Genomic DNA, 12,353 nt, shown 5'->3' on the forward strand with positions numbered 1-12,353 from the left:
CATCCTGTGCAGGCCAACCGACCGTCCAGATCCCGAACGAGAACTTGTCCTCGGGAGTCGGTGCGAACTCATCACTCATATCGCTACGTCCTTTGCTTATTCGGAGATCTGTGCGCCGGTGACCATGACGCGTTCGCCGTCGAGCTTCCGCACAGAGCCGGTGATGCGGAAGCGTTCGGTCAGCGGCAGGTCGAGGCTGGAGTGGCCGACGGCGACGGAGAAGTCGCCGGGTTCGACGATGCGGTCACCGTCGCGGCCGGTGAACGAGGTCCGGTCGGCGTGGAGCCGGAAGACCACGCGTTTGGACTCGCCGGCGTCGAGGGCGACTCGGGCGTAGCCGACCAGTTCCTTGACCGGGCGGGTCACTTGGGCGACCTCGTCGGACAGGTACAGCTGGACGACGTCGTCCCCGGCGCGGTCGCCGGTGTTGGCGACGGTCACGGCGACTTCGAGTTCGCCGTCGGCCGCGATCGAGTCCGCGCTCAAGGCGAGGTCGGTGTACTCGAACTCGGTGTACGAGGTCCCGTGGCCGAAGGGGAACTGGGGCGTGGGGTCGATGTTGGACACGCCTTCGCTGTACTGGCCCAGCGGCGGGGCCAGGTAGGTGCCGGGTCCGCCGCCGGGGATGCGGGGGACGCCGACCGGCAGGTGCCCGGACGGGTTGATCCGTCCCGACAGCACGCCGCTGATGGCTTCGCCGCCTTCCTCGCCCGGCAGGAACGCCTGCACGATGGCCGCGGCCCGGTCGGCGAACGCGCCGAGCGCGTAGGGCCGTCCGGAGACGACCACGAGCACGGTCGGCGTGCCGGTCGCCAGTACCGCTTCGACCAGGTCGACTTGCGCGCCGGGCAGGGACAGGTCGGCGGCGTCGCATCCTTCACCGGAGGTGCCGCGCCCGAACAGCGAGGCGAGGTCGCCGACGGCGACGACGGCGACCTGGGCGTCGACGGCCGCGGCGACGGCCGCTTCGATTCCGGAGCGGTCGATCTCGCGGACGGGAACGCCCTGCTCGTAGGCGATGGTGGCGGACGGGAACTCGTTCCCGAGCGCCTCGAACAGGGATTTGACCTCGATGCCGGTGCCGTGCTCGCCGTAGCGGGACAGGACGTGGTTGGGGAAGGAGTAGCAGCCCATGAACGTGCGCGGGTCGTCGGCCGTCGGGCCGATCAACGCGATGTCGGTCGCGTCCGCCGCGAGCGGGAGGAGCCCGTTGTTGTCGCACAGCACGATCGACTTCTCGGCGACCTCGGCGGCGAGGGCTCGGCCCTCGGCGCTGTCGAGATCGACTCCCGCGTTCTCAGGCTCCAGGCGCGGCCGGGCGTCGAGGAGGCCGAGTTCGGCCTTCTGCCGCAGGACTCGGCGCACGGCGGTGTCGACGACGGCTTCGTCGAGTTCCCCGGAGGCGATCTTCTCGCCCAGGCGGGCGTAGGCGTCGGTGTTCGGCAGTTCGACGTCGATGCCGGCGGTCAGGGCCGCGACGCCGGACGCGGCGCGGTCGGGGGTGAGGCGGTGCATCATGTCGAGGAACGCGACCGACCAGTAGTCGGAGACCACGGTGCCGTTGAAGCCCCATCGGCCGCGCAGGATGTCGGTCAGCAGTTCCCGGTTGGCCGCGGCGGGGAGGCCGTCGACGTCGGAGTAGGAGTTCATCACCGAGCGGGCGCCGCCGTAGCGGACGGCCATCTCGAACGGGGGCAGGATGGCGTCGGCGAACTCGCGCGGTCCCATGGGGACCGGGGCGTGGTTGCGGGCCCCGCGTGAGGCCGAGTATCCGGCGAAGTGTTTCAGCGTGGCGATGATCCCGGCCCGCTCGAGGCTCCTGACATAGGCGGTGCCGATGGTGCCGACGAGGTAGGGGTCCTCCCCCATCGTCTCTTCGACGCGGCCCCACCGGTAGTCGCGGACGACGTCCATGACCGGGGACAGGCCCTGGTGGACGCCGACGGCGCGCATGTCGGCGCCGATCCGGCCGGCCATCCGCCCGATCAGGTCCGGATCGAACGTCGCCGCCCACGCCAGCGACGTCGGGTAGACCGTCGCGCCGAGGGTGGTGAATCCGGTCAGGCATTCCTCGTGCGCGATCGCCGGGATGCCGAGCCGGGAGTGTTCGACCAGGCGGCGCTGCATCCCCTCGAGGGCCGCCGCGCCTTCGGCGGCGGCGATGGGCCTGCTGCCGAAGGCGCGGGTCAGATGGCCGAGACCGTGGACGGCGGCCTCTTCGATGGTCTTGGCGCCGACCTGCATCGCGTCTTCCATCGGCGCGACTTCGCCGTCGGCCTCCTCGTCGTGGTGCGGGGGCCAGAAGCTGCCGAGCTGGGCGAGTTTCTCTTCGACGGTCATGGCCCCCAGCAGGGCCTCGACGCGTTCGTCGACCGGGAGCGCTGGGTCGCGCCAGTCGGTGGTCTCTGCCATGATGCGGCTCTCTCTTTCGTTACTTGCCGAATCCGGCGGTCAGGCCGGACACGAGTTGGCGCCTGGCGATGATGTAGGCCGCCAGCATCGGCAGCACCGACAGGACCACCGCGGCGAGCACCGCGGGGACGTCGACGCCGAACTGGCCCTGGAAGTTCCACAGCGACAGCGGGATGACGCGCGTCTCGGCGCTCTGGGTGAGCACCAGTGGGAACAGGAAGCCGTTCCAGACCTGCAGGGCCTGGTAGACGCCGACCGTGGCCAGGGCCGGGCGGGACAGGGGGAGCGCCAGTTTCCGCAGGATCGTCCATTCGGTGGCCCCGTCCATCCGCATCGATTCGAACAGCGCCTCGGGCACTTCCCGGAGGAAGTTCGTGAGGATCAGCAGCGTCAGCGGGATCGCGAACGCGGTCGACGGGAGGATCAGCGCCCACAGCGTGTCGTACAGTCCGAGCTGGACGATCAGATAGTAGACCGGGATGATCGCGGCCTGGATCGGGATCGCGATGCCCAGCAGCGCCACCCGGAACAGACCGGAACCGAACCGGTCGCGCCGCCGCACTACGACGTAGGCGGCCATGAGCGACGCCGCGAGGGTGACCGTCACCGACGCGGTGGTGACGATGACGCTGTTGAGGAAGAAGCGGATGAAGTCGTTCTCGATCACCCGCTGGTAGGCCGCGAGGGTGGCGTTGGAGGGCCAGCTCAGCGGGTTCTCGGAGTAGTAGTCCTCGCGGGGCCGCAAGCTGGTGATGAAGATGTAGTAGATCGGCAGGATGATGATGGCCAGCCAGATCCAGGCGCCGATGGTGCCCAGAACGTTGGGGCGGCGGCGTTGCGTCGTGGTCATCAGATGCCTTCCCCTCGTCCGCCCATCCGCGAGGTGCCGGTGATCCGGTTCAGGCCCAGGGCGATGGCCAGCCCGACTACGACCAGGACGAGTGCCAGGACGCTGGCCCGGCCCATGTCGTAGGAGCGGAACCCGGTGAGGTACATGTCCAGCGGCAGCACGCGGGTGGCGTTGCCGGGTCCACCGCCGGTCAGCACGAAGATCAGGTCGAAGTAGGTCAGCGACCCGACCGTCATCAGCGTCGTGGAGGTGACGATCGTGTATTTGAGCATCGGCAGGGTGATCCTGAAGAACTGGTCGAGCGGTCCGGCCCCGTCGATGCGGGCCGCCTCGTACAGCTCCTTGGGGATCTGGCGGGTGCCGGCCTGGTACAGCAGGGTGTGGAACGGGATGAAGGACCAGCCGATCACGAACACCACCACGAACAGCGCCAGGTCCGGGTCTCCCAGCCAGTTCTGAGACAGCAGCGCCACGTTCAGCGCGGATCCGGCCCCGAAGTTGGGGTCGAGCAGGGCGGTGAACGTGATGGCCACGGCGGCCGAGCTGAACAGCAGCGGCAGGAAGAACAGCATGCCCAGGAAGGCCCGGTGGCGCTGCCGGCCGGCCAGGAACACGCCGAGCAGGAGGCTGACCGGGGCCTGGAAGGCCACGCACAGGATCGTCAGCTGGACGGTCAACCAGAGCGCGTTCTGCGAGACCGGGTCGGTCGCGGCGGCCTTCCAGTTGTCGAGGCCGGCCCAGGTGATCGCGCCGAGTCCGTCCCAATTGACGAAGGACAGCGCGGCGACGCCGAAGAGCGGAATGAGGGCGAAGACGCCGAAGAGCAGCAGGGCCGGCGCGGCCATCCAGGCCGAGGGGCCCGCCGAGCGCGCGCCTTTGTGGCGCGCGCTCCGGCGGTGTCGAGCGGTGACGGTGGTGCTCACAGGGTGGCGTCCATCGATTCGGCGAACTGCTCGGCGGTCTGCTCCCCCAGGAACAGTTGGCTCAGGTTCTCCAGGAGCGACTGGGCCTGGCCGGCGGGCAGCGCCTGGTCCCACGAGAGCTGGAAGTGCCCGGCGTCGCGGACCATCTCGTAGGTGAACAGCAGGTACTCGCCCATGTCGGACTGGCTGATGCGGTCCTCGATGTCGACGATCGGCGGGACGGTGCCGATCTCGATGAGCGATTCGATGTGCTCGTCGTTGAAGACCATCTCGGACAGGTAGTCCTGCGCGATCTGCTGGGCCTCCTCGGAGTCGTTGGCCGAGACCGACCAGAAGTTGGCCGGGTTGCCGACGATGTTCGACAGGTCGCCCGCGCCGCCCTCGATGGACGGGAAGATGGAGTAGCCGACCCCGCCCCTTTCGACCAGGTCAGGGGCGTTGGAGACGACATCGGGGTAGATCCAGCTGCCCTGGAGGAGCATGCCGGCTTCCCCGGTGTACATCAGGGCCTGGTCGGCCCCGGCGTCGGCGCTCACGGAAGCGAACGCGTCGCCGAACGCGCCGGCGTCGACCAGCTCGGTGATGCGCTCGCAGGCGGCGACCATGTCCGGATGGGTCCAGGCGCCGGACTCGCCGGCCAGGACCCGGTTGAACGCTTCGGGCCCGCCGATCCGGTCGGACAGGTACTGGATCCACATCAGCTCGGGCCAGACGCTCTGCCCGGCCAGCGCGATCGGGGTCCTCCCGGCCGACTGGAGCTGGTCGATCGCGTTCATGAGGTCGTCCCAGGTCTCCGGGATCTGCGTCCCGGCTTCCTCGAGGACCTCGAGGTTGTGGTAGAAGACGATCGGCTGCGACTGGTTGTTCGGGACCGCGTAGACGCGGCCGTCGATGGTGCCGGCGTCCGCGACCGACGGGAGGACCCGGCTCATGAGGTCCTGGGTCCCCTCGGTCAGGTCGACCACGTAGTCGTTGGCGACGTAGTCGGCCAGCGTGGAGCCGGTCCAGTTGAAGATCAGTGTCGGCGCGTTGCCCGATCCGACCGCGGTGCGGATCCGCTCCTTGTAGGCGTCGTTGGCGAAGTACTCGTCCGAGATCTGCCTGTCGGGATTGGCTTCGTTCCAGGCGTCGAACGAGGCGCGCATGGCCTCTTCGGATCCTCCGGTCAGCCCCCAGGCGGTGGCGCCCTCACCGTTGGATCCCCCGGGAGTGTTGCCGCATGCCCCCGCGGCGATGAGCGGCGACGCGGCGCCGAAGGCGAGGAGGGTGCGGCGGCGAGTTCCAAGCTCCATTGCTGGATTTCCTTTCTTCGGTCTCCGGGACGGAACCCGAAGACGCTATAGTCAGAAACAGTTTCACGATTGTTTCCTGGCGTTTCGAACGTACGCGCAGTTCATCGGTGCGTCAAGTCACAGCTAGATAAACTTTATGTGATCGCCCGAGGCGATCCCGGCGCATCCGGACCATGCTGATAGAAAAAGTTTCGTAAATTGGTTAGAATGGCAGACCCCACATAGAGCACGAGGTGTACCCGATGAGCAGAGCGCCGAATCCCCGGCCGACGCTGGCGGCCGTCGCCGCGCGGGCCGGCGTCTCCAAAGCCACGGCCTCCAAAGTGCTCAACGGCCGTCCCGGCGTGTCCGAGGAGACCAGACACCAAGTGCAGGAAGCGATCGCCGAGCTCGGTTACCGGCCCAGCACGGGCCCGCGCGAACCCGCCGCCCGCGGCGCCATCCACGTCGTCTTCGACCGCATCATCAACATGTACTCCCTCTACGTCCTCGACGGCGTCATCAGCGGCGGCCGGGACTTCGACGTCGACGTGGTCACCAGCGCGCTGGCCTCCGGCGGGGCCGTCCCGCGGGCGACGCTCGGGACCGACCGGGTCAAGGAGGTCGCCTCCCGCGGGCACGCGGGCCTGATCGTGGTCACCACCGAGTTGACCGGCGAGGAGATCGCCGCCTGCGAGAACGCCGGGCTGCCACTGGTGGTCATCGACCCGGTCAACCCGCTCGACGACCGCGTGACCAGCGTCGGCGCCACCAACTGGGCCGGCGGCGTCCAGGCCACCAGGCACCTGCTCGACCTCGGTCACCGACGCATCGCCTTCGCCGGCGGGCCGGAGCACTCGGTGCCCGGCCGCGAGCGGCTCCACGGCTACCGCGAGGCGCTCGAGACCGCCGGGATCGCCCCCGACCCCGAGCTGGTCCGCCGCGGCGAGTTCGCCGCCGAGACCGGCGCCGACATCGCCGAGGCGCTGCTGGACATGGACGACCCGCCGACGGCGATCGTGGCCGCCAGCGACGTGATCGCCATGGGCGTCATCAGGATCGCCAAGGTCCGGGGACTCTCGGTCCCCGGCGACGTCAGCATCGTGGGCTTCGACGACACCTACGGAGCGATGTGGACCGAGCCGGCGCTGACGACGGTGCACCAGCCGCTGCGCCAGATGGGGCGCGTCGCGGCCCGCACGGTCCTGGAGATCGCGGGCGGCCGAGTGCCGGATTCGCACCACGTGCAGCTGGCCACCTCGCTGGTGGTCCGCGAATCGACCGCCGCGCCTCGCCGGAACGGCCGCCGCTGAGGGCCCGAGCGGTTTAGGCTCGATCCACCGGCGGTCCTCGCATCATGCGAAACGCTTGACAGCGGGTGCCTCCGCGTCTAACGTACAACTAAATGGTTGTAGATAATGAGACCGCGGACCGGGTCTTCCACGCACTGGCCGACGCCACGCGCCGCGACATCGTCAAGCGCTGCGCCGGCGCCGAGGTGTCGGTGTCGCGACTGGCCGAGGCCTACCCGATGAGCTTCGCCGCCGTGCAGAAGCACGTAGCGGTGCTGGAGCGCGCCGGGCTGGTCACCAAACGCCGCAGCGGGCGCGAGCAGCTCGTGAGCACCGACCGCGAGGCCCTCCGCCGAGTGCGGCGGGCCCTCGACGAACTCGAGACGACGTGGCGCGGGCGGGTCGACCGGATGTCCGGCCTGCTCGAGCAGCAATCCGCACCGATCGAACACCGTCCACCGAAAGGAATGGAACCATGACCGTCACCAGCGTCGACAAGGATTTCGACAGCCTGACACTGACCTTGGTCGCCGACTTCGACTCACCGGTCGAGGAGGTCTGGCGGCTGTGGGCCGACCCGCGCCGCCTGGAGGGCTGGTGGGGCCCGCCCGGATACCCGGCGACCTTCGAGCGCCACCGGCTCGAGGCCGGCGGCGAGATGAGCTACTTCATGACCGGTCCGGAGGGCGACAAGCACTACGGCTGGTGGAAGGTCACCGCCGTCGACCCGCCGAACTCGCTGGCGTTCACCGACGGCTTCTCCGACGAGCAGGGCAACCCGTCCGGCGAGATGCCGGTGACCACCGCGAAGGTGCGCCTCACCGAACGCGACGGGGGCACCCGCATGGAGCTGCGCTCGTTCTTCGAGTCGCGCGAGGAGATGGAGCGGCTCGACGAGATGGGCATGGCCGAAGGGCTCCGTCAGGCGGTCGGCCAGATGGACGGCCTGCTCGCCGAGTTACCCGCTCAGAGCCTCAGGGTGGCCGGGCCCCGATATTTCGGGGGCCCGGCCGTTGCCATATGGAGACGGCGTGTATATGCTGAGTCGGTCGATTATATCGATTCAATTCGATATTTCGATGGAAGCGCCGCCCGGCACTCAACGTTCCGCACAGGCGCCACCGCGCTCCCCCGATGGGAGCGCTCCACAAATCAGAAGACGCCTCTTCTCGAACGGAGTGACCACTGATGACCGTTCACCCTCACGAACCGGTCTCGGCCCGACCGCCGAACCGGCGCTTCCGGCGCCGGTACCTCGCGGTCACCGGCCTGGCCGCAGCCGCGCTGGGCGCCACCGCCCTGACGATCACCTCGCCGAACCCGGCCCTCGCCGAAGCCGGCTGCGAAGTCGACTACACCATCGTCAACGAATGGGGCTCGGGCTTCCAGGCCAACGTCACCATCACCGCCGACGAACCGATCGACGGCTGGCAGCTCGAATGGGACTTCCCCTCCGGCACCACCGTCAGCAGCGCCTGGAACGTCGACTGGAGCCAGAGCGGCACCACCTTCACCGGCACCGACGTCGGCTGGAACGCCACGATCGCTTCCGGGGAAAGCCGCGAAGTCTTCGGCTTCGCCGCCGGCGGCAGCAGCGCCACACCCGACCGGTTCACCGTCAACGGCGACGTCTGCAACGGCGCCGAGGAACCCACCGGTGATCCGACCACGGAACCTACCGACGAGGAGACCGACGAGCCCAGCCGGGAATACGCCCGGTACGAAGCCGAAACCGCCCCGGCCACCTGCGAAGGCACGATCGACTCCAACCACGCCGGATACTCCGGCAGCGGATTCTGCAACACCGACAACACCACCGGATCGGCCGCCCAGTTCACCGTCGACGCCGCCTCCTCCGGCACGGCCACTCTGGATATCGGCTACGCCAACGGCTCGATCGGCCGGCCCGCCGACGTGATCGTGAACGGCTCGACGGTCGACTCGGCCGCCTTCGCCGACACCGGCGCCTGGGCGACCTGGGCGACCGAGACGGTCACCGTCCAACTCAACGCCGGATCCAACACCGTCCGCCTGGCCGCGACCGGCCCCGACGGACTGGCCAACATCGACTACCTCGACGTCACGGTCGGCGGCTCGGACGATCCGACAGACCCGCCGACCGACCCGCCGACCGACCCGCCGGGCGGCGGCGACGGACGATACGAAGCCGAGGCGCTCACCCGCGGGGTCTCGGTGGTGCCCTCGGGCGGCGGGAACCTCGTCAGCTGGCGGCTGCTGGGCACCGACGCCGAGAACACCGCCTTCAACGTCTACCGGGACGGCCAACTGCTCAACTCCTCGCCGCTGACCGGAGCTACGAACTACCTCGACTCCGGCGGCTCCTCCGGCTCGCAGTACACCGTCGCGGCCGTCACCGGCGGCACCGAAGGCACCGCCTCGAGCACCGAGGCGCGGTTCAACTCCAGCGGCTACCTCGACATCCCGATCCAGCGGCCCTCCAGCAGCCACTCGGCGAACGACGCGAGCGTCGGCGACCTGGACGGCGACGGCGACTACGAGTACATCGTCAAGTGGTACCCCGACAACGCCAAGGACAACTCGCAGTCCGGCCACACCGACAACACCATCATCGACGCCTACCGGCTCGACGGCACCCGGCTGTGGCGCATCGACCTGGGCCGCAATATCCGCTCCGGCGCGCACTACACCCAGTACCAGGTCTACGACTACGACGGCGACGGCGACGCCGAGATCGCGATGAAGACCGCCGACGCCACCGTCGACGGCCAAGGCAACGTCATCGGCAACGCGGGCGCCGACCACCGCAACGGCGACGGCTACGTCCTGTCCGGACCCGAATACCTGACGGTCTTCGACGGGCGGACCGGCGCCGCGGTAGACACCGTCGACTACCGGCCGGGCCGCGGCGACGTCTGCTCCTGGGGCGACTGCTACGGCAACCGCGTCGACCGCTTCCTGGCCGGCACCGCCTACCTGGACGGGCAGACCCCGTCGATGATCTTCGCGCGCGGCTACTACACCCGCTCGGTGATCTGGGCGGTCGACTTCGACGGCCAGAACCTCACCACCCGCTGGATCTTCGACTCCGACCAGGCCGGCTCGCAGTACGCGGGCCAAGGCGCGCACAGCCTCTCGATCGCCGACCTCGACGGCGACGGCCGCCAGGACGTGGTCTACGGGGCGATGGCCATCGGCTCGAACGGGCAGCCGCTCTGGCGGACCGGGTTCGGCCACGGCGACGCCCAGCACGTCGGCGACCTCGTGCCCGACCGGGCCGGCCAAGAGGTGTTCATGGTCCACGAGAGCGGCAGCCAGCCGTCCTCCAGCCTCGTCGGCTCCAACGGCCAGGTGCTGTTCCAGACCAGCCCCGACGGCGACAACGGCCGCGGCGTGGCCGCGAACGTCGACGCCGGCAACTTCGGCGCCGAATACTGGTCCTCGAACGTCAGCGGACTGCGCAACGCGAACGGCGACCAGATCGGGTCCAAGCCCAGCTCGGCGAACTTCGTGATCTGGTGGGACGGCGACGGCGAGCGCGAGCTGCTGGACGGCACCCACATCGACGACTACCGCGACGGACGGCAGCTGACCGGCTCGGGCGTGGCCTCGAACAACGGCACCAAGTCGAACCCGGCCCTGTCGGCCGACCTGTTCGGCGACTGGCGTGAAGAGGTCGTCTGGCGCACCAGCGACAGCTCGGCGCTGCGGATCTACGCCACGGCGCACGAGACCGACCTGCGGATCGCCACGCTCATGCACGACGTGCAGTACCGGGTCGCGATCGCCTGGCAGAACACCGCCTACAACCAGCCGCCGCACCCGAGCTTCTACATCGGAAGCGACATGTCCACGGCCCCCTGGCCGGACATCCACACCCCGTAGCAGCTCGGCACTCCGAGATGCGATGAGGCGGACCCGGACGGGTCCGCCTCAGACGACATTGTCGCCGCGGCGCCCGAAGCGCCGCGGCGACAACTCTGGAGGAAGGCTTCTATTCGGCGGCGCCTCGGCGTCGCGTCAGGTAGAGCGCCCCGATACCGGCGGCGACGAGCGCCACCGCGGCCAGCGCGAACGTGGCGACACTGAGACCCGTGGTCGTCAGGCCACCGCCGCCACCGACCTTGCCGACCGGCGTGGTCGACTCGGTCTCGGGGGGCGAGCTCTGCGTGTCAGGAGAGGTGGTCTCCTCGTCCGGTGAAGTGGTCTCCTCGTCGGGAGGGGTCGTCGTCTCCTCGTCCGGCGGAGTGGTCTCCTCATCGGGCGGGGTCGTCGTCTCCTCGTCGGGAGGCGTGGTCGTCTCCTCAGGCGGAGTCGTCGTCTCCTGGTCCGGAGGGGTCGTGGTCTCCTCGGGCGGAGTCGTCGTCTCTTCAGGCGGCGACGTGGTCTCCTGCGGCGGCGTGGTCGTCTCTTCGGGGGGCGGGGTCGTCTCCTGGTCCGGCGGCGGCACTTCGCCCGGGCAGGCGTGCGTCAGGTTGAACTTGTCCCGGTTGGTGCCGTCGACCTCGGCGGTCGCGCCGGTGAGCGTCCAGCCGGCGGGCGTGATGATGAACGCTTTGCTGGTGCCCTTGCCTCCGTCGATGCCGCCGCTGTCTCCGGTGGTCGCCGTACGCGTGTCGCCGTCGAGGTCGGTGAACGTCGCGGTGACGGAGACGAAGACGCCATTGTTCCCCGGCAGGACGAACACCCAGCCGTCTTCGTTCGCTCCGATGTCGTCCGGGACCTGGGCGCAGTCCCGGTCCTCGAATCCGGCGGCGGTCGTCGGGACGTTGCCGGGATTGATGTCGATCGTCGTGTCGTCGGCGTACGCCACGACCGGCACGGCCACGAGGACCGCGACTCCCAGCGGCAGGCTTATGCGCCGCAATAGCTTCTTAACAGACAATTGGTCTCCCTGATCAAAGGAATCCGGTAAGTGTGTGGAAGAGGGCCGACTCCGGTGTCGCACTCATCGCGGTGAAGACGGGACGGATTGAGAAAAGCGCTCGAGGGCGGGCGCCTGCATTGGTCCCGACCGGCGGGTCGACGCCCGTCGGCGGCCGCGCCCTTTCGGATCGATCGACCGGCGAGAGGTACGTGGGCCGGTCGACGCAAGGCAGTGAGCGGGCACTACTACCAGCGGGACTTGCTCGTGCTCATCCCGCGGACATCGCCTCAGAGGCTGTAGGCCGGACGGCGGCGCGCGCTCATTGAGCGAATCCAAGCAAAATAGACCCCCGTATTCACTTTCACTGGGCAAGAAATCAGTTGTTCCGGACGCAGCATAAGCACGCCTCGCAACACCGCAATATCGGCTTACCCGGTGGAACCGTCGACCGAAAGTACGATCCGGCACTCCGCGGCGCCGGTCCATTCCGAACGGTGATATTAGCGCCGAGTCGGAGCTGTTGGAGGTCGGCGAGTCGATCGTGAACGAGGCCGACGAAGTGCAGCCGACCGTGCTGGCCGACGGGCGCCTCGAGTACGACGGCGTGGCCTACGATGCTCCGGCCGCCGCCGCGCGGGCGGCGTCCGGAGCGGCGCGCGACGGGTGGACGTACTGGTCGGTCGAGTCGCCCGGCGACGGCTCGCAGACCCTCGCCTCACTGGCAGAGAGAAGCTGAACTGCGCGTGGGCGAGTGGTCCC

The 12,353-nt window shown here is 69.0% G+C and carries 8 protein-coding genes and 3 pseudogenes; 6 read left to right on the forward strand and 5 right to left on the reverse strand.

Going from position 1 to position 12,353, the window contains the following annotated elements:
- Positions 1-96: 96 nt before the first annotated feature.
- The 4 genes from ACYVL2_RS14730 to ACYVL2_RS14745 are packed head-to-tail and all read right to left on the reverse strand — an operon-like array spanning position 97 to position 5,477.
- Positions 97-2,412: a glycoside hydrolase family 3 protein gene (locus tag ACYVL2_RS14730; protein WP_460544620.1), complete on the reverse strand. Its 2,316-nt coding sequence runs from the start codon at positions 2,410-2,412 to the stop codon at positions 97-99.
- A gap of 19 nt (positions 2,413-2,431) precedes the next feature.
- Positions 2,432-3,262 (reverse strand): carbohydrate ABC transporter permease, encoded by an 831-nt coding sequence (locus tag ACYVL2_RS14735; RefSeq protein WP_460544622.1) that lies wholly within the window; start codon positions 3,260-3,262, stop codon positions 2,432-2,434.
- Positions 3,262-4,185 carry a carbohydrate ABC transporter permease gene (locus ACYVL2_RS14740; protein WP_460544624.1) on the reverse strand — a complete coding sequence of 308 codons (924 nt, stop codon included), beginning with the start codon at positions 4,183-4,185 and terminating at the stop codon, positions 3,262-3,264. Before ACYVL2_RS14740 ends, ACYVL2_RS14735 begins: the two co-directional genes overlap by 1 nt.
- A complete protein-coding gene (locus tag ACYVL2_RS14745) occupies positions 4,182-5,477 on the reverse strand; it encodes an ABC transporter substrate-binding protein (protein WP_460544626.1) in 1,296 nt (431 codons plus the stop codon). The genes ACYVL2_RS14740 and ACYVL2_RS14745 overlap by 4 nt, the downstream gene beginning before the upstream one ends.
- 242 nt (positions 5,478-5,719) lie before the next feature.
- On the opposite strand from ACYVL2_RS14745, the gene ACYVL2_RS14750 reads away from it, so the two are divergent.
- From ACYVL2_RS14750 to ACYVL2_RS14770, 5 genes and pseudogenes are all read left to right on the forward strand, one after another.
- Positions 5,720-6,769 carry a LacI family DNA-binding transcriptional regulator gene (locus ACYVL2_RS14750; RefSeq protein WP_460544628.1) on the forward strand — a complete coding sequence of 350 codons (1,050 nt, stop codon included), beginning with the start codon at positions 5,720-5,722 and terminating at the stop codon, positions 6,767-6,769.
- A 92-nt stretch (positions 6,770-6,861) separates the two neighbouring features.
- Complete coding sequence (locus ACYVL2_RS14755; RefSeq protein ID WP_460544631.1) at positions 6,862-7,227, forward strand: ArsR/SmtB family transcription factor; 366 nt, start codon at positions 6,862-6,864, stop codon at positions 7,225-7,227.
- A pseudogene (locus ACYVL2_RS14760) lies at positions 7,224-7,703 on the forward strand (SRPBCC family protein); the annotation flags it as partial. The gene ACYVL2_RS14755 and the pseudogene ACYVL2_RS14760, both read left to right, overlap by 4 nt.
- 233 nt (positions 7,704-7,936) lie before the next feature.
- Positions 7,937-8,371 (forward strand): annotated as a pseudogene (locus tag ACYVL2_RS14765) (cellulose binding domain-containing protein); the annotation flags it as partial.
- Between the two features lie 135 nt (positions 8,372-8,506).
- Positions 8,507-10,612 carry a rhamnogalacturonan lyase family protein gene (locus tag ACYVL2_RS14770; RefSeq protein WP_460544798.1) on the forward strand — a complete coding sequence of 702 codons (2,106 nt, stop codon included), beginning with the start codon at positions 8,507-8,509 and terminating at the stop codon, positions 10,610-10,612.
- A 109-nt stretch (positions 10,613-10,721) separates the two neighbouring features.
- Here ACYVL2_RS14770 and ACYVL2_RS14775 read toward each other — a convergent pair whose 3' ends face one another.
- Positions 10,722-11,612 carry a hypothetical protein gene (locus ACYVL2_RS14775; protein WP_460544633.1) on the reverse strand — a complete coding sequence of 297 codons (891 nt, stop codon included), beginning with the start codon at positions 11,610-11,612 and terminating at the stop codon, positions 10,722-10,724.
- A gap of 442 nt (positions 11,613-12,054) precedes the next feature.
- Here ACYVL2_RS14775 and ACYVL2_RS14780 point away from each other — a divergent pair.
- A pseudogene (locus tag ACYVL2_RS14780) lies at positions 12,055-12,330 on the forward strand (hypothetical protein); the annotation flags it as partial.
- Positions 12,331-12,353: the final 23 nt, after the last annotated feature.

The sequence above is a fragment of the Glycomyces halotolerans genome (genome assembly GCF_054779575.1).